The 15,924-nt window shown below is 56.7% G+C and carries 20 protein-coding genes and 1 pseudogene; 16 read left to right on the top strand and 5 right to left on the bottom strand.

Translation table 11 applies throughout. The features are described 5' to 3' along the window. Positions 1-45 precede the first annotated feature (45 nt). Positions 46-795: a DNA adenine methylase gene (locus MB824_RS03160; RefSeq protein WP_238745951.1), complete on the top strand. Its 750-nt coding sequence runs from the start codon at positions 46-48 to the stop codon at positions 793-795. 75 nt (positions 796-870) lie between these two features. On the opposite strand, the gene MB824_RS03155 is transcribed toward MB824_RS03160, so the two are convergent. After that, positions 871-1,083 carry a hypothetical protein gene (locus tag MB824_RS03155; RefSeq protein WP_238745878.1) on the bottom strand — a complete coding sequence of 71 codons (213 nt, stop codon included), beginning with the start codon at positions 1,081-1,083 and terminating at the stop codon, positions 871-873. Between the two features lie 412 nt (positions 1,084-1,495). On the opposite strand from MB824_RS03155, the gene MB824_RS03150 reads away from it, so the two are divergent. From MB824_RS03150 to MB824_RS03140, 3 genes are all read left to right on the top strand, one after another. Beyond that, positions 1,496-2,695: a phage tail sheath subtilisin-like domain-containing protein gene (locus MB824_RS03150; protein ID WP_238745876.1), complete on the top strand. Its 1,200-nt coding sequence runs from the start codon at positions 1,496-1,498 to the stop codon at positions 2,693-2,695. 12 nt (positions 2,696-2,707) lie between these two features. Further along, entirely contained in the window at positions 2,708-3,217 is a 510-nt protein-coding gene (locus MB824_RS03145; RefSeq protein WP_238745874.1) for a phage major tail tube protein, read from the top strand. A 102-nt stretch (positions 3,218-3,319) separates the two neighbouring features. Next, on the top strand, positions 3,320-3,673 hold the full coding sequence (locus MB824_RS03140; RefSeq protein WP_238745872.1) for a phage tail assembly protein: 354 nt from the start codon (positions 3,320-3,322) through the stop codon (positions 3,671-3,673). Here MB824_RS03140 and MB824_RS03135 read toward each other — a convergent pair. Next, the gene (locus MB824_RS03135; protein WP_238745870.1) at positions 3,670-3,873 is read right to left on the bottom strand and encodes a hypothetical protein; all 204 of its coding nucleotides are present in this window, start codon (positions 3,871-3,873) and stop codon (positions 3,670-3,672) included. The two genes, MB824_RS03140 and MB824_RS03135, sit on opposite strands and share 4 nt — an antisense overlap. A 49-nt stretch (positions 3,874-3,922) precedes the next feature. On the opposite strand from MB824_RS03135, the gene MB824_RS03130 reads away from it, so the two are divergent. From MB824_RS03130 to MB824_RS03120, 3 genes are read left to right on the top strand one after another with little or no spacing between them, the layout of a single operon-like run. Then, positions 3,923-6,673: a phage tail tape measure protein gene (locus tag MB824_RS03130; RefSeq protein ID WP_238745868.1), complete on the top strand. Its 2,751-nt coding sequence runs from the start codon at positions 3,923-3,925 to the stop codon at positions 6,671-6,673. A gap of 10 nt (positions 6,674-6,683) precedes the next feature. Then, complete coding sequence (locus MB824_RS03125) at positions 6,684-7,133, top strand: phage tail protein (RefSeq protein ID WP_238745866.1); 450 nt, start codon at positions 6,684-6,686, stop codon at positions 7,131-7,133. A gap of 1 nt (position 7,134) precedes the next feature. Continuing rightward, positions 7,135-8,475 carry a contractile injection system protein, VgrG/Pvc8 family gene (locus MB824_RS03120; RefSeq protein WP_238745864.1) on the top strand — a complete coding sequence of 447 codons (1,341 nt, stop codon included), beginning with the start codon at positions 7,135-7,137 and terminating at the stop codon, positions 8,473-8,475. A 326-nt stretch (positions 8,476-8,801) separates the two neighbouring features. Here MB824_RS03120 and MB824_RS03115 read toward each other — a convergent pair whose 3' ends face one another. The 3 genes and pseudogenes from MB824_RS03115 to MB824_RS11620 all read right to left on the bottom strand — a co-directional run. Then, a complete protein-coding gene (locus MB824_RS03115) occupies positions 8,802-9,797 on the bottom strand; it encodes a thermonuclease family protein (protein WP_238745862.1) in 996 nt (331 codons plus the stop codon). Between the two features lie 66 nt (positions 9,798-9,863). Continuing rightward, entirely contained in the window at positions 9,864-10,364 is a 501-nt protein-coding gene (locus MB824_RS03110; protein ID WP_238745949.1) for a S24 family peptidase, read from the bottom strand. 54 nt (positions 10,365-10,418) lie between these two features. Continuing rightward, positions 10,419-10,586, bottom strand: a pseudogene (locus MB824_RS11620) (helix-turn-helix domain-containing protein); the annotation flags it as partial. A 159-nt stretch (positions 10,587-10,745) separates the two neighbouring features. On the opposite strand from MB824_RS11620, the gene MB824_RS03100 reads away from it, so the two are divergent. The 9 genes from MB824_RS03100 to MB824_RS03065 all read left to right on the top strand — a co-directional run bounded on the left by MB824_RS03100 (position 10,746) and on the right by MB824_RS03065 (position 15,864). Further along, the gene (locus MB824_RS03100; protein WP_238745860.1) at positions 10,746-10,955 is read left to right on the top strand and encodes a hypothetical protein; all 210 of its coding nucleotides are present in this window, start codon (positions 10,746-10,748) and stop codon (positions 10,953-10,955) included. 44 nt (positions 10,956-10,999) lie between these two features. Continuing rightward, complete coding sequence (locus tag MB824_RS03095) at positions 11,000-11,455, top strand: YmfL family putative regulatory protein (RefSeq protein WP_238745858.1); 456 nt, start codon at positions 11,000-11,002, stop codon at positions 11,453-11,455. Beyond that, positions 11,439-11,732: an ogr/Delta-like zinc finger family protein gene (locus MB824_RS03090; protein ID WP_238745856.1), complete on the top strand. Its 294-nt coding sequence runs from the start codon at positions 11,439-11,441 to the stop codon at positions 11,730-11,732. Before MB824_RS03095 ends, MB824_RS03090 begins: the two co-directional genes overlap by 17 nt. A gap of 75 nt (positions 11,733-11,807) precedes the next feature. Then, positions 11,808-12,323, top strand: a complete 516-nt coding sequence (locus MB824_RS03085) for a hypothetical protein (RefSeq protein ID WP_238745854.1) — start codon at positions 11,808-11,810, stop codon at positions 12,321-12,323. Then, positions 12,277-12,519 carry a hypothetical protein gene (locus tag MB824_RS03080; protein WP_238745852.1) on the top strand — a complete coding sequence of 81 codons (243 nt, stop codon included), beginning with the start codon at positions 12,277-12,279 and terminating at the stop codon, positions 12,517-12,519. Before MB824_RS03085 ends, MB824_RS03080 begins: the two co-directional genes overlap by 47 nt. After that, positions 12,509-12,811, top strand: a complete 303-nt coding sequence (locus MB824_RS03075; RefSeq protein WP_238745850.1) for a hypothetical protein — start codon at positions 12,509-12,511, stop codon at positions 12,809-12,811. Before MB824_RS03080 ends, MB824_RS03075 begins: the two co-directional genes overlap by 11 nt. A gap of 2 nt (positions 12,812-12,813) precedes the next feature. Beyond that, positions 12,814-13,323: a hypothetical protein gene (locus tag MB824_RS03070; RefSeq protein ID WP_238745849.1), complete on the top strand. Its 510-nt coding sequence runs from the start codon at positions 12,814-12,816 to the stop codon at positions 13,321-13,323. 24 nt (positions 13,324-13,347) lie between these two features. After that, positions 13,348-13,482: a hypothetical protein gene (locus MB824_RS11615; RefSeq protein ID WP_255778223.1), complete on the top strand. Its 135-nt coding sequence runs from the start codon at positions 13,348-13,350 to the stop codon at positions 13,480-13,482. A gap of 15 nt (positions 13,483-13,497) precedes the next feature. Then, positions 13,498-15,864, top strand: a complete 2,367-nt coding sequence (locus MB824_RS03065; protein WP_238745848.1) for a replication endonuclease — start codon at positions 13,498-13,500, stop codon at positions 15,862-15,864. Positions 15,865-15,924 lie beyond the last annotated feature (60 nt).

The following is a 15,924-nucleotide window of genomic DNA, read 5'->3' as shown; positions in this document are numbered from 1 at the left end:
ACAGACAGACAGACAGACAGACAGACAGACGCCAAAGCTGCGCCGATAATCAGATGGCTTGGCGGTAAGCGGCGGCTGTCCAAGCAGCTGCTGCCGCTGTTTCCCGATCACAGTTGCTATGTCGAGCCGTTTTGCGGCGGCGCAGCCTTATTTTTCCTGCGCCCCGAACGGGCAAAGGTTGAAGTGCTCAACGACATCAACGGCAATATCACCAATCTTTACCGCGTGGTGCAGCATCATTTTGACGAGTTTGTCCGTCAGTTCGACCACATCCTGACCGCCCGTGAAACCTTTGAGCGCCTGCAGGCCGTTCCGCCCGACTGCCTGACCGACATCCAGCGCGCCGCCCGCTTTTACTATCTGCAAAACAATGCCTTCGGCGGCAGGGTAAGGTGGCAGAGTTTCGGCACCACCACCACTTCGGCCGTATGGCGTGCCGATGGGATTGCCAAAAGGCTCGCCGCCGCCCGCCGCAGACTCTCGGGCGTGATTATCGAGAACGGGGCATGGCACAAATGTTTTGAACGCTACGACCGCGCCCATACCTTTTTTTATCTCGACCCGCCTTACTGGCAGACGGAAGGCTACGGCTGCCCTTTTGCGTGGGAGCAGTACGAAAAGCTGGCCGAGATGATGGGCAGCTCGCAAGGCAAAGCCATGCTGTCCATCAACGACCACCCCGATATCCGCGCGCTGTTTAAGGACTTCAGGCTGCATGAGCTGCAAATCTCTTACACAGTAGCCCGTGACAAAACGCCCAAAGCCAGCGGCGAGCTGGTGATCTGTAACTGGTAAGGCGGCCGGCCGGCACAGCAAGGCAGCCTGAAAACCATATGGACGGTTTTCAGGCTGCCTGTGTATTTGAGCTATTTATTGTGCTGAGAGCCACTGTGCGCAAATCTTTTTCAATGCCTGCACCCTGCTGCCGCCTGCTGCGGCAATCGCCTGCTCAATCAGCGCCACATCTTCGGCGCGGCCCTTTACAGCAAACTGCCGGTATTGCCCGCTGTCCAGTTTGGCCTGATTGATGGCGGTGGCGGTTTTGGCATAGCGTTTTTTTGCTTCAGGTGTCAGGTTTGACATGGTTTTGTCCTTTCGTTAAGATGGCGCAAAGTTTGGAGATGGGGCGGCTTCCCTAGTTCCGCCCCGGTTGGTTAATCAAGCTCTGTTATCAAAATGCTGGGAAGCTAATCAGTAACAGAATCGCCAAGATTAAGAACTTAACCACTTTTATCACCTCCTTTCTTTTTAGGATTTCCCACCGTTGCAGCGGTGGGATTTCTTTTGTTTGGAAGTTCTTAATCAGTGTTCGTATTTTAGTATAGCCTAAAATAAAAGTCAAGCGTTTTCGCAAAAAAAGGCAGCCTGAAAAATATTCGGGCTGCCTTTTGCCGTCCCTACCATCCTAAAAAATCCCCCCAAAACCCCCGCCGCTTCCCGTCGTGTGGCGGCATCTGCAATATAGCGGCACCCTTACCGAACAAAGGACAGCAAAATGGCCGCATCCCGCCACCACGGCGTTACCACCCGCGAATTTACCGAAGGCGTGCGCAGCATTGCCGATATTGCCACCGCCGTTATCGGCATGGTGTGCACCGCCGACGACGCCGACGACAAAACCTTTCCGCTCAATACCCCCGTTTTCCACACATCCGCCTACGACGTGCTGGGCAAGGCCGGCGAAAAAGGCACGCTCGCCCGCGCGCTCGACGGCATTGTCGATCAGGCTGACGCGCAGATTGTGATTGTGCGCGTGCCGCAGAGCGACGACGAAGCCACCCAAACCGCAAATGTTGTCGGCACCGCAACCGGCGGCGAATACACCGGACTCAAAGCCTTGCGCCGCGCCCGCGCCGTTACCGGACAAACACCGAAAATCTTAGGCGTGCCCGAGCTGGATACCCAAGCCGTGCTCACCGAGCTGGTGGGCGTGGCGCAAAACACCCGTGCATTTGCCTACGGCCGCGCCGGTGGCGCCGCCGACATTGCCGAAGTGGCCAGCTACCGCGAAAACTTCGGCGCCCGCGAGCTGATGCTGGTGGACAACGACTTTTTAGGCTTCGACCCTGTTGCCAAAAAAGACATCAGTGCCTGCACCATCGCCCGCATTCTCGGCGCCCGCGCCAAACTCGACAGCCAAATCGGCTGGCATAAATCCATCTCCAACACCGCCATCAACGGCGTAACCGGCCTGAAATATGCCCGCAGCTTTGATTTGCTCGATAAAAACTGCGATGCCAACACACTCAACAATGCCGACGTAACCACCCTGATCCGCGAAGACGGCTTCCGCGTATGGGGCAACCGCACCTGCGCATCCGACCCGATGATGGCCTTTGAAGTCGCCACCCGCAGCGCCCAAATCATTCAGGAAACCATCGCTTCGGCCTTTTTGTGGGCGATGGACAAACCTATGCACCCGAGCCTGATCGAAGACATCGTGATGGGCATCAATGCCAAGCTGGCCGAGTACGTCCACAAAGGCTACATCTTGGGCGCCCGCGTGTTTATCGACCGCACCAAAAACACTTCGCAAACCGTGCAGGCCGGACAGTTCACGTTTTCCTACGAGTGGACGTATGTGCCGCCTTTGGAAAACATGGTTTTCGAGCAGCACAACACCGACACCTTCTTTGTCAATCTGGTGGACAAGGTCATCAGCTTTGCCAGCAGCCTGAAAGCCACCACCGTATAAGGACGCCAAACCATGAAAATGCCCAAGCAGTTAAAAGGCTTTACCGTCTATGTGGACGGCGAAGACCAGTACGGCGTGGTGGTGGACATCACCCGCCCCAAAATCGCCCGTAAAACCGAAGACTACACCCCGGGCGGCGCCATGATGGAAATGACCGTCGTCCACGGCTTTGAAAAAATGGAGCTGGAAATCACCAGCAAAGGATACGACGCCGACATGCTGCGTTCGATGACATCCAGCATCGGCGGCAAGCTCATCCGCTACCAAGGCGCTTTGCAGGAAGAAGACGGCGGCGACTACCGCGAACTCAAAGGCGAAGCGCGCGGCCGCATCATCGAAGCCGACCCCGGCAGCGACAAGCAGGGCGAAGGCGGCGAGCATAAATTCAAAATCGCGCTGGTTTACTGGAAAGAAACGCTGGACGGCGAGCCCATTGTCGAAATCGACGTATTGGGCAACAAAGCCGCATTCGGCGGAAAAGACGAACGCGCCGGCCTGCGCCGCGCCTTAGGCCAGATGTAGCCAAGGCAGCCTGAAAACCTTTCAGGCTGCCTGATTGGAAAGTTACCGATTGGCTCAAAAGGTACTTTCAAAAACTTTTAACAATCAATCGAAAGCAGCAAGATGACCCAATCCATCAAAATCAACCCCGACAACACCCTGACCGCCACCCTGTCCGACGGCAAAAGCTACACCCTGCGCGAGCCGCGTGCCAAAGACCTGGACGGTTTGTCCCAAGACCTAATCAAAATCAAGCACACCGATCAGGTGCAAAAACTGGTGGAGCGCATCAGCACCCCGCGCCTGAGCCGTGCCGACTACGGCAAATTGAGTATTTCCGATGCCGACGTACTCAATGCCTGCCTGAATTTTTTTTCAGCGCCGCCTACTGCCAAAGCCGAGATGCAGGCTGCCTTTGCCGAGCTGGGCTACCTGTCGGAGTCCGAATCCGAGCCTTTGACGCCGTCCGCATCCTAGCTGCCGAGCCGGACATCTATGCGGCGGCCGCCGGGCAGGATTGGCAGTTTTTCAACCAAGCCGACGACTGCGCCGCCCAGTGCGCCCTGGTATTTGGCGGCGGTATCGCCCAATGGGCGGACTATCCGCTCTACGAGCTTTTGCGCTGGACAGACCGCGCCGTGCGGGCGGTAAAAGACACGCAACAAGAGTAAACGCAAGGCAGCCTGAAAACCGTTTCAGGCTGCCTGAAATTTTGGAAAGGCCGATATGGCAAACAATCTAGTGATGCGCATCATCATGGCCGCCAGCGACCGTGCCAGCGCCGCATTCAACCGTGTGCGGCAGGCCGGCGGCAGCCTGACCGCTGCCCTGCAGCGCAACCAACAGGCACTGCAGCAGACTGAGCGCGCCCAGCGCGACCTTGCCCGCTCCGGCCAACTGCGCGCCCAACTCTCGCAAACATCGCGCGAGCTGCTGGAAAACAGCCGCCGCCAGCGCGAACTGCGGCAAGCCATCCGTGCCAGCGGACAGGCCACCCGCGAGCAGGAGCGCGAACTGCAAAACTTGGAGCGCCGCAGCCGCACCCTGCGGCAAACCCAAGAGCGGCAGACGCAGGAATTGGAGCAGCTGCGCCGCCGCCTGCGTGAAGCCGGCGTTTCCACCCGCGACTTAGCCGCCGCCGAAGAAGAGCTGCGCCGCCGCCACGAACGCGCCACCCGCGAAATCGAGCGCCAACGCAATGCGCTCAACCGACTTAACCGCGCTCAAGCAAGCGTCAGCCGCGCCCGCCAGATACAGGGCACCGCATCCGGCATCGCCGTCGCCAGCACCGCCACAGCCTACGGCATCGCACGCGGCATCGGCGCGCCGGTAAAAGCGGCAATCGAAGAAGAAGACGCCATGCTCGGCATCATCAAGCAGGTGCAAGGGCTGAAAAATGCCGACAACAGCCTAAACCACGCCGAAATCGCCAAAGTGCGCGCCGAAATCCGCGGCCTGTCCAGAGACCTGCCGGTTGCCACCACCGAAATCATGGCCATGTACGAAGCGGGCGCCCGCATGGACGTGCCGCGCGAAGAGCTGGGCGCCTACGTTAAAACCGCTGCTGTTGCCGCAACCGCCTTTGATGCCGAAGACATGGGGCAGCTGGCGGAGAATCTCGGCCGCATCAATAAAAACTTCAAGCTCTCTGCCGAGCAGGGTCGCGCTTTGGCCGACGTGATCAACTACCTGGACGACAACTCGCTCTCAAAAGGCGCGGACATCATCGAGTACATGAACCGCGTTTCCGGCAGCATGGGGCTGGCGAAAATCAGCGATAAAAACACCGCCGCGCTCGGCTCTACCCTGCTGACGGCCGGCGTGGACGCATCCACATCCGCCAATGCCGTCTCGTCGCTGTTTACCCGCCTTTCCACCGCCCCCGATATGAAACCGGTGCGCGAAGCACTAAAAGGGCTGGGGCTGGATGCCAAAGCCATCCAAAAGGGCATGGTGGAAGACGCCAATGCTACCGTGATGAAAGTGATGGAAGCCGTCAAAAAAATGCCCAAAGAGCAGCAGGCAGGCTTTCTGAAAGGCTTGGCGGGCGGCGAATACAACAAAGTTTTTGCCGCGCTGATTTCCAACACCGAAGAGTGGCGGCGCCAGCTGGAGCTGGCCAACAGCGAAGAAGCCAAAGGCAGCATGATGCGCGAGTTCGAGACCCGCGCCGGTGCCTTGTCGAGCAAATGGCAGATTTTCAAAAACCAGCTTTTCGGCACCGCCGCGCTCATGGGGCAAACCCTGTTCCCCGCCATCCAAGACCTGCTGCAGATCGGCGAGCGCTGGCTGACCAATACCAGCAAATGGGTGCAGGAAAATCCCAAGCTCGCCGGCACGCTGATGAAAGTGGCTGCCGTCATCGGCATACTCGCCGCCGCACTGGCCGTGGTCGCTACCATCGTCGCCGCCGTGGTGGTGCCGCTGGCAATGCTCAAACTCTCTTGGGTAACTCTGGCCACCAGCGCCGCCACCGGCGCAGGCAGCCTGGCAAAAGTCGGCACGGCGCTGAAAATCATCGGTCAGGGCTTGATGTGGCTCGGCCGCCTGTTTCTTGCCAATCCGATAGGCTTGGCCATTACCCTAATTGTTGCCGGCCTGTATCTGCTGTGGCGGCATTGGGATACTGTCAAAGCCGCGCTGATAGCCGGTTGGAATTGGATTAACCAGGTGTTTTCCGAGAATCCGATTCTGAATTTTGTCTTTGCCCCCATTGGCATCATGCGGTTATTGGTAAACAACTGGAGCAGTATTGTTGCCTATCTCAAAAGCACTTGGGAAATGCTCAAAGGACTGTTGGGCGACAACCCCATCGTACAGGCCATTATCCGCCCGATTACATCACTGGCCAGTCTGAAAGAGCGCTGGGAATCGTTTAAAACCGCATTCGGCCAAAACTGGGAGTGGCTGAAAGGCATCCTGCGCGACAATCCCCTGCTCGGCGCATTTATGGGGCCGATCGGTTTGATCACCACGCTGATTGCCAATATCGACAGGCTGATTGCCAAAGCCGGCCAAGTCAAAAAAGCATTTGAAAATATCAATATCGCCGACAAAATCAATGCGCCGTTCCGCCGTCTCGGCAATCTGTTCGACGGCAAAGGCTTCTCGCGCGGCGGCTATACCGGCGCGGGCGGCGTAAACGAAGCGGCCGGCATAGTCCACCGTGGCGAAGTGGTGTTTTCGCAGGCCGACGTGCGCCGCTTCGGCGGCTGGCAGGCGGTGGAAGCGCTGCGCCGTGGCGGTGCGTCCGCCCTAACCGGCATCAAAGGCATACTGCCCGCATCCGAGCGCCGCGCGCCGTCGGGATTTGCAGGCAGCCTGAAAGCGGCGGCCGGCGGCGACAACATCGTTATCAACATCAACGGCAGCGGCATGGACGCACAGGCCGTCGCCCGCGAAGTCGCCCGCCAGCTCGACATCCGCAGCCGCGAGCGCCAAAGCCGCGCGCGCAGCAGTTATTACGACCAAGATTGAGAGACAGCACATGGCATTAGCTATTTTGGGCATGTTTGTTTTTTCCACCCGCACCGTGCCGTTTTCCGGACTCGGCCGCAGCCAAAGCTGGAACCATCCCAGCCAGCAGGTAGTAGGCGATATGCCGCCGTCCCAATACACCGGCAAATCACCTGAAGAAATCAGCATCAGCGCCGAGCTGCGCCCCGAAGTAACCGGCGGCATCGGCAGCATCGGCGAGCTGCGCAAAATGGCCGACAGCGGCAAACCCTACCAGCTGATACTGGGCAACGGCCAACTGATGGGCAGCTACGTCATCACCGAGCTGCGCGAAGAACGCAGCGAGCTGATGTACGACAGCACGCCCCGCGCCATCGCCTTTTCCATGAGCCTGAAAAAAATTTCCGATCATGCTTTCGGCCTGGAAGGGCAGGCACTCGCCCAAGCTGCCGGCATGATTCGCGCCCTGACAGGATTCTGATATGGATTTTTCCAAAACCGCCCAAGCCGCCCGCAAACTCTTTGACAAACTCACCGACAGCGGCGGCCGCCATCTGACGCCCGCCGCCGAGCTGACCATCAACGGCCACTTTTTCGGCACCCAGACCATCGCCCGCATTACTCGCATCCAGCTGACCGACAAACGCGGATTTGAAGCCGACGAGCTGTCCGTCGATTTGGACGACCACGACGGCAGCATTGCCATTCCCACCCCGGGCGATCTGCTCACGCTCGCGCTCGGCTACGCGGAAACCGGCATCGTCGATAAGGGCGAATATCTGTTTTCGGATTTTTCCTGCTCCGGCGCACCGGATACCATGAACATCACCGCCCGCAGCGCCAACCTTGCCGAAACGCTCGCCCAGCAGAAAGAGCGCAGCTGGCACGGCAAAACACTCGCCGCCATTGTCGAAGCCATTGCCGGCGAACACGGCTACACCCCGAAAATCGCCGAACAGTACAAACAGGAAACCATTAAACACATCGACCAGACCAACGAATCGGATGCTGCCTTTTTAAGCCGGCTGGCCGAGCAATACGGCGCCATTGCCACCGTTAAGCAAAACCATCTGCTGTTTATTCCCGAGGGCGGCATGCAAACCGCATCAGGCAAACCGGTACCGGCTTTGGAAATCGTGCGGCAGGCCGGTGATTCCCACCGCTTCAGCTATTCGGCCACCCAAAGCTACGAAGCCGTGCGCGCCTACTACACCGACAAAAAAACCGGACAAAAAAAAGAAGTGATCATCAACGAAGAAAACCTGCAGCCGGAAAAGAAAAAAGTAACGACGACCAAAGTGCACAAATACAAGCGGCCGCGCCGCGACAAAAAGACCGGAAAAATCAGAACCCAAAGCAGCAAAACCACCACCAAAACCGTTAATGTGGTGCGCAAGGTGGATACACAGGGCAAAAAAATCAAAACCCTGCGCCACCTGTATGCCACCGAGCACAGCGCGGCCAGCGGCGCGCGTGCGGCATTCAAACGCTTAAAGCGCGGTGCGGCAAAGTTCGAAATCACGCTGGCCGTCGGCCGCCCCGACATTACGCCGGAAACCCCGGTCAGGGTTTCCGGCTTCAAGCCCGAAATCGACAATCTGGCATGGCTGATTGTCGAAGTGGCCCACAGTCTCGATTCGGGCGGCTACACCTGCCGCGTGCAGCTTGAAGCGCAGAGTGATTTCGACGGCAGCGAAGAAGACCAAGACGATGCTGCAGACAGCGACGCTAAAGAGCCAAACCAACCCAAAGCAGGCGCAGGCCGCAAACGGCAGCAGCGCCACCAACGGCAATCAGCCAAACGCCGCAAAAAAGCAGCCTGAAACCGGATAAAGGTTTCAGGCTGCCTTAAAGCGATGTTCAGCGTTTTTTGCCCATCATCTCGACAATAACCACCAAAATGAAAAACGGTAGGGCAATCACATAAAAAACAATAGTAAACAACAGGGATAATAGAGACATCGCGGCTTTTTCAGACGATACCGTCGTCCGATTGTAAATCCGGTTGTAAGCAGCCTTTCGCGGATTGGTTAAAATACCCAAGCCGCGCGGAGCCTTAAACCCAAGATTGTGCCGTGCGTAACGTTTCCACGAAGTACGCGCTGCCACACGGCTTTTAAACGAGTATCTGCGGATTCCGAATTTCATATCAGCACAAACTTTCACACGGGATACCGTCATTATCTCCATCTAAGCGGCGGACGCCACATTTATTAAGGTAAAACTGTGCTTCTTCACAACTGTTCATTTCACGACAAAAGCGTTTACCAGAGCAGGTAAATCCTTTTGATGGTTTTCCCACACCTAGATTGGGCGCCACCGGAGCTGCTTTTGGTTTAGCTTCTTTGCGTTTCCCGTGGCGGAAATCACTCGGATAAATCGGATCGGGCATCGACCACAAACCCAAACTGTTTGATTGTGCCGACTGTTCGAGTTCGGAGTATTCGTTGTCGGTCAGGTATTCTTTATATGCCCAAGCATATCCAGTTCTAACCATTTCTTTATTTACATTCTTTCCATCAACAAATACTTCAGCAAGCGTTCGTTTGTATTTATCTTTGCCGTTGGTTTTCAAACCGACCACCTTGCCAAAAACCAAAGCCGATAATGCCTTTTTGGACGCATTGCCAAAATCCTGTGCTTTCTCTGGTGCGTCGATTTGATTCAAACGGACTTTGATTTGATCGTGCCCGTTTTCTAAGCAAGTAATCGTATCGCCGTCAGAAACACCAACTACCTTACACTCGACATCGTATTCTGATTTGACTGGAGCAGATGCGGCTGTTTCCGCAGATACGGATGTTTCTGCTACAACCGGCACAGCTGCCGCAAAAGCCGCCTTAGGCGCATCTTCGTTAGATGCCGTAGCGACTTGTGATTCAGATGCTGCTGCCGCTGCAGCATGGCTATTGGTTACTGGAGAATCAGCCGGAACAGACAAGCCAATAACTACTAATCCCAAAACGGCAGTCAGGAAACTAGCAGCAACACCGGCAACGAATATCTGTAGGCGGTTAAGTGTAACCGACCGGCCACGCCGTTGAAGGATACTTGGGGTAATGGTCGCCACTATTGAGGCGAGAAACAGCATAACCCCGCCAAAAAATAGTAATACACCTAGAATTTCCCCAATGGTTTCAATCATTTAAAACGCCTCAAAAGCACAACGACAAAATAAAAGCCCGCAAACGCAGGCGAAAATACAAAATAACTATCCCACCCGTGAAATCCGGGTGTGGCAGGCGCCGAGAATGGCGAACTGATCGCCCAAGTCATCGGGATTGACCTGCTCCGGCTCGTAAATGGCATTGTCCGAGCTGATGCGCAAATCGCCGTTTGCCAGCCATTGCAGGCGTTTGACGCGCAGGGCGTTGCCCATGCGGATGACAAACACACCGTCGCCACGGGTTTTTTCGTGGTTGACCAGCACAATGTCGCCGTGCTGCAGAGTCGGCTCCATGCTGTCGCCATGCACCGGCAGGCAGGCCAGATGCCGTGCGTACAAGCCTTCACTATGCAGCCAGCTTTTGGCAAAGGGCACGCGCTGGATAATCCGCTCGCCGTACACCTCGATGCCGCTGCCGGCACTCACTTCCACGTCATACAGCGGCACCCATACCGCGTCGGCATCGTCAAACTCCGGCGAATCTCCAAATATTTCTGCCAACTGCTCTTTGGCATCTATATCGGCCGCCCCATAAGCTCTTTGCAAATATTCGCTTTTGATTGTCCGATAATGATTTTTTCCATCTACATCGCCGAACAATATCCAGTCAACAGGAACGCCCGTAGTCAATGAAGTCTGGGCGCACAACGCATAGGGAACCGAATTGCGTTTAATGGCGCTACTAATCCCTGATTCAGAAATCCCAACTTTATGCGCCAATTCTTTAGAAGTGCCAGCCTGCAAGATGTGTTTCAAACGTTCAAACACATCGTGCGCTGTATCACCGTAAAAAAAATCACTAGACAAAACAAAGCCTTATAAAATAAATTCGCAAATTGCTTGAATGATTAAAAAATTGAGAATATATTTGCGCTGTCGATTCGCATATTTTCAATTTGTTTCAAGTAGCAAGGAGCTGATTTTACAATGCTTACATCAAAAGTCAATGAAAGAACCATTGTTCGAAAACCTGCCATAACTATTCAGTCAACTCTGCGCAATCGGGAAGAGTTGGGCATCATCATTCAGGCTGCCGAATCTGTCGGTATGTCTGTTTCTGCTTTTACACGGTTTCATATGCTTAATGTTGCAAAAAATATGATTGCTTCAAGCACCGAAACCGTGCAGCCATCTTAAGCCCTTTGGTGTTTTTCCATAACCAAGAGTGAAAGGGCAAATCCATGAAATCCGAAATCAACCAGGCCATCCGCACGATGGCCAATCAGATCGACGGCGGCCATGCCGCAGCGGCAGCCACTTTGGGCTATACGCTGCCGGCGTTTGAAAACCGTCTCTACCAGGTCAAAGGCCAGCGCTTGAGCATCGAAGAAGCGATGCTGCTGCAGCGCCTGTGCGGCACGCCGCATTTTGCCGATGCGGTGGCCTGCCAGTCGGGCGGTGTGTTTGTGCCACTGCCGGAAGAAGCCAGCTCGGGCACCGATATTGCCGAGAACTTTGTATCGGCGGTGGCCAAGCTCGGGCAGTTTGCCGATACATGGCGGCAGGCTACGGCGGACGGGCGCATCAGCCGCCGCGAAAAAGCGGCGCTGTGGCAGCGGTGCCATGCAGCGGTGTCGGAGCTGATGGGCATTGTGGTCGAAACCGACCGGGTGTTCGGCAATGGCGCTCAAGAATAGAAACCAAAATATCGCCGGGCGCTTTCGCGTTTCGGTTGTCTGCCCTGCCTGCGGCTCGGCATGCATCACGCTGACCAGCGAGCGCGTTACGCGGCTGACCCGCCAGCACTATCTGCAATGCACCAATATGCTGTGCGGCTGGACGGGCGTGGGGATGTTTGAGATTACCCGCACCACGTCGCCGCCATCGAAAAAATATGCCGACGCTGCGCTGCCGCCGGAAGTGGATGCCGAGTTTCTCGCCGCGCCGGCCAATATCGACGGACAACTGTTTTAAAGCAGCCTGAAAAAACGCCCTGCAAACATGCAGGCGGGACTTTTTGCATCCCGAATTTGGCGAAAGGAAATAAAAATGATTGAAAAACAACAAAATGAAATGCAGGTCAAAAAGAGCAAATACAGCAAAGCCTATCTGGCCGCCCGCTCCCAAATCGATAAAAAACTGCAGGAGAGCAGCGGCAGATGGCGCGAGTTTTGCCGCAGTGTAAACCAAGGCGACTGCCGAGACCGCACCGCCATACGGGCAGCGCCAAACGGCAAACGCCTGCTGACACCCAGCCAAACCGAAGCCATCCGCACCATGCAGATGCAGTGCCGGGCAATTATCAAGATGGCGCAGCAGGCCAATACCGTGGCGCTGAATGCCGAGTTGGATTTGCCCCGCCTGCTGCTGCCGGAAATCGCCCTGCTGCTGGCCAAGATAGACGACCGCATCGTCGAAGCCAAAACCACCGCCCGCCGCTTGGGCGTGGCAGCGGTGCAGCCGGAAGTCAAACTCAACTTTTTACAGAAACTCCAACGGGAGATAGGAAATGTACGAAATGCACGCCAATCCAACCGCGCAGCGTCTCAAAGTCCGCGCCAATAAAACCTACCGCGAAGCGCTGGATGCCGCCGAAAACGCCCACGACGGCATCAGCGGCCAGCGTGCCGAACGAGCAGGCTGGCGGCTCGCCGGTATGCACGTTGCCTTGAGCGAAATGGGCGAAGACAAACTGGCAGCCTATGTTGCCGGACTTTTGGACAAACTTTCACGCAATGGAGAGTGGAGAAATGAAATTTAAATTATTCAGCCTGCTGGCCGCTGCGCTGGCACTTGCCGCCCTGCTGGTTTTCAGGCTGCCTGAAAGCCAAGCGGCTACCCAAACGGATGCTGCACACCAGCCGAGCGCCGTGGCGCTTAAAACCGCTATGCCGCAAGGCTGCAGCAATCTCGTGCTGCCCAATCCGGAAGCCGAACCCGACCGCTGGATTGCCGTGCGACAGCGGCAGGAAGACTGCGCTTTTGCCGAGCTTGAGCGGCAGCGGCAGGCCGCATGGGAAGAAGACCCGACGGTCAATATGGTTTGGGAGTAGGCATGGAAAAAATCAGATATGACCCGCCGCGCCCGCGCTTAAGCGCTGAAAGCGCCCGCCATGCTGCCGAAAAATTTGCCGACATCTATGCGCATTCGTGGCTGATCTGTGGCGCTTCACAGCGGCCGGACAGGATTGTCGATGACTTAGCCGATGCCGTTATCAGATTAGACAGCACAGTTCCGGACGGCTACCGCCTGGCGCTTGAATTGGACAAGCTGCCGCATTGGTATCTGTCTGCCGATGCCGTGGAAACGCTCCACTACATGAGACTTTTTGTCTGCGACGAAGTGGAACAGGCGCAAAGAATATGGGCGCAGGAAAACGATATCCGGCCGCCTCACCCGCTGGGCACCAAAGTCGTTTACCGCTTCGGCAGCCTGAAAAAATCAGGAACGATAGTCGGCTTGTCCGAGCGCGTCGCTGCCAGCTATCTGGTGGCAGCCGACGGCGAACATCGGCCGGAATTTTTAATCAGCGTCGCATACGAACAAATCGAGCTGATCCATTAAAACTTAAAACCAAAGGACAAAACAATGAAAGCTGTCGCCGAATTTATCTGGTATCTCGCCAGCGCCGCTGCCGGCTCCGCCGTGCTGCTGCTGGCTGCACTAAGCATCTATTCGACCCTGCTTGCCGCATTCGGCAAAGACGATTACACGCTGCGCTGATTCAGGCTGCCTGAAATGTATCTATCCGACCGCTCCGCCGATATCGACGCCGCCTATCAGTACTGGGTGGCGCCGCGTCTTGCCCAGCTGCCGCCGAAAATGGGTGCGGCAGCGGGCAGACGCTGGCAGCGGATTGCGCAAACGGAAAAATACGAATGGCGGGAAAAGGCCGACGGCTGGTTGTCGTCTGCGCTTAGCCGTATCCGGTGCGAAACCGCCAAGCTTAAGGTCGACTGGGATTTGTCGGTGGGCGACGGCGAAATCTGCGCCGAAGCCGAACGGCTGGCAGCAAAGTTCCGCGAGCGCGCCATGCGCGGCTGGAATACCGAGCAAATGATGCGCGCCGCCCATCAGCACGGTGTGGACTGTGAAGCGGTGTTTGCCGAACAAATCAAACGTAAATGGCTGCACGGCATCAGCAACCGCCTGCAGGCGGAGAAATGGTGGCGCGGCTTTCTGCGCCGCAATGTGCGGCGCAGCCTGGAAGCGGTTGCCCGCCGCGATCTGAATCTGGTCAACAGTCGCCGAGACCTGTATGTGAGCGACGACGGCTTTGCCCGCTGGCAGAGCCAGCGACGCCGTAATCAGGCACTGCTGGCCACCTTGAAGATGATTAACGAGATGGGGCAGGAATTTGCCCTAAGCGAGCTGGTGGAAAAGTCGCTGGCCAATCCGAAAATCCGCAAGGCCGAACTGATGACGCGCATTGCGGGCTTTGAGTTTTGCGCCCAGGTCAACGGCGACGTCGGCGAATTTATCACCATTACCTGCCCCAGCCGTTTCCACCGCGCCCACCGCAAAAACGGCGCAGAAAACAATAAATACGACGGCAGCAGTCCGCGCGATGCCGCCGAATACCTGCAAAAGGTATGGGCGCAAATCCGCGCGGCACTCAAGCGCGAAGGGGTGGAGATTTACGGCTTCCGCGTGGCCGAACCGCATCACGACGGATGTCCGCACTGGCACGGGCTGTTTTTTATGCCCGAGTGCCACCGACGTACTTTCCGCCGTATCGTCGCCCGCTATGCCGTGCGCGACGACCGTGCCGAATTGGGGCTGGACTACTTTGTCAGCAAAAAAGCGGCGCAGCAGCACGCCCGCGCCGTTCAGGCTGCCTGCTTAGCGCGCGGCGACGCCGTGCCGACGCTCAAATCGCTGCTCTCGGATGCGGTGATGGAAGCGGATTTTTGGCGGGAGCCGGATTGGAAAACCTATCACAAGGTCAGCGCCCGCGTGCTGTTTAAGAAAATCAACTGGAACATCGGCAGCGCGGCAGGCTATATCGCCAAATACATATCGAAAAACATCGACGGCGAAAACGCTTTCGGCGAGAGCATCGGCGATACCGACGAAGCATGGGGCACGGCCGCCACCGACGCCGCCCAGCGGGTGATGGCGTGGGCATCCATCCACGGCATCCGCCAGTTTCAGCAGGTGGGTGGGCCGCCGGTGAGCGTGTGGCGCGAACTGCGCCGCGAAGGCATGACTGAAGACGCCGAAGAAAACCTGATTTTGGCCGCGCAGGCCGCAGACCGTGGCGACTGGGCGAAGTTTGTCGTGCTGATGGGCGGCGTGCTGGCCAAGCGCGACGAAATGGCCATCCGTCTATACAAAGAAGACGGCGGCCACGCCAATGCCTACGGCGAACCGCGCGGCGCGGAAATACGCGGCGTGCTGGATGCCGAAACCGGTACCGTCAAAATCAGCCGCATACACGAGTGGGTAATCGCCTATGCCGCAGGGCAGCAGGCAACGGATGGAGCTTCGGCAAACGGCCGCACAGCGGCCGCTTGGACTGGTGTCAATAACTGTACGGAATCGACGCGGCAGACTGAAAACGGCGGAAACAGTAAAGAAACGTTAAGAAAAACAGAGCGGGCAGCCTTATCGGATGACGAAATCAAGCGCAAACGCCGCCATGACTTGCTGAAACAGGTCAATGACCTTGAGCAGGAATTGGATTTTGCGGAAAACCCGACACTTATAAGGGTGTTGGAGATGGATTTGGAACTGTGCCGAAGTGCTTTGCGCGGATTAGACCAGCCATTACTGCCGCTTGCCGATCCGGCTTTGCGCTGGGAAGTAATGGTGCAGGCGCAGCAGGAAAGCGAGAAACAGCGGCTGGCAAGCGATACACGCATAGCCATGCGCGACTACATCGCCATGCTCGACAGCATGATGCCGCCGGTGTGGCAGCGCAAAACCGACCGGCCTGCTGAGATTCAGATGCCCAAAATCCGACCGCACCGCTGGCCGCAGCCCCAAACATACGACAGCACTTACAGCGTTTTGGCCGACGCCTGCGATCTGGTCAAACAAACCGACACCCTGCTCGCATCATGGGCGGAGCAGGATTTAGACAGTAACAGCTGGGATGCCTGATAAGGGCAGCCTGAAAACCCAAACCAACGGAGAATCAACATGACCCAACAATTCAAATTC

Source organism: Kingella pumchi (genome assembly GCF_022288825.1).
In the GTDB taxonomy this organism is placed as follows: domain Bacteria; phylum Pseudomonadota; class Gammaproteobacteria; order Burkholderiales; family Neisseriaceae; genus Kingella_D; species Kingella_D pumchi.
This window is presented reverse-complemented; position numbering and strand designations above follow the sequence as displayed.

Bases quoted from the DNA above. Each gene is read 5' to 3' on its own strand.
- MB824_RS03130 (WP_238745868.1), top strand. From the start codon at position 3,923: ATGGCAAACAATCTAGTGATGCGCATCATCATGGCCGCCAGCGACCGT.
- MB824_RS03075 (WP_238745850.1), top strand. From the start codon at position 12,509: ATGAAATTTAAATTATTCAGCCTGCTGGCCGCTGCGCTGGCACTTGCC.
- MB824_RS03150 (WP_238745876.1), top strand. From the start codon at position 1,496: ATGGCCGCATCCCGCCACCACGGCGTTACCACCCGCGAATTTACCGAA.
- MB824_RS03095 (WP_238745858.1), top strand. From the start codon at position 11,000: ATGAAATCCGAAATCAACCAGGCCATCCGCACGATGGCCAATCAGATC.
- MB824_RS03140 (WP_238745872.1), top strand. From the start codon at position 3,320: ATGACCCAATCCATCAAAATCAACCCCGACAACACCCTGACCGCCACC.
- MB824_RS03085 (WP_238745854.1), top strand. From the start codon at position 11,808: ATGATTGAAAAACAACAAAATGAAATGCAGGTCAAAAAGAGCAAATAC.
- MB824_RS03145 (WP_238745874.1), top strand. From the start codon at position 2,708: ATGAAAATGCCCAAGCAGTTAAAAGGCTTTACCGTCTATGTGGACGGC.
- MB824_RS03080 (WP_238745852.1), top strand. From the start codon at position 12,277: ATGCACGCCAATCCAACCGCGCAGCGTCTCAAAGTCCGCGCCAATAAA.
- MB824_RS03155 (WP_238745878.1), bottom strand. From the start codon at position 1,083: ATGTCAAACCTGACACCTGAAGCAAAAAAACGCTATGCCAAAACCGCC.
- MB824_RS11615 (WP_255778223.1), top strand. From the start codon at position 13,348: ATGAAAGCTGTCGCCGAATTTATCTGGTATCTCGCCAGCGCCGCTGCC.
- MB824_RS03070 (WP_238745849.1), top strand. From the start codon at position 12,814: ATGGAAAAAATCAGATATGACCCGCCGCGCCCGCGCTTAAGCGCTGAA.
- MB824_RS03120 (WP_238745864.1), top strand. From the start codon at position 7,135: ATGGATTTTTCCAAAACCGCCCAAGCCGCCCGCAAACTCTTTGACAAA.
- MB824_RS03090 (WP_238745856.1), top strand. From the start codon at position 11,439: ATGGCGCTCAAGAATAGAAACCAAAATATCGCCGGGCGCTTTCGCGTT.
- MB824_RS03125 (WP_238745866.1), top strand. From the start codon at position 6,684: ATGGCATTAGCTATTTTGGGCATGTTTGTTTTTTCCACCCGCACCGTG.
- MB824_RS03100 (WP_238745860.1), top strand. From the start codon at position 10,746: ATGCTTACATCAAAAGTCAATGAAAGAACCATTGTTCGAAAACCTGCC.
- MB824_RS03065 (WP_238745848.1), top strand. From the start codon at position 13,498: ATGTATCTATCCGACCGCTCCGCCGATATCGACGCCGCCTATCAGTAC.
- MB824_RS03115 (WP_238745862.1), bottom strand. From the start codon at position 9,797: ATGATTGAAACCATTGGGGAAATTCTAGGTGTATTACTATTTTTTGGC.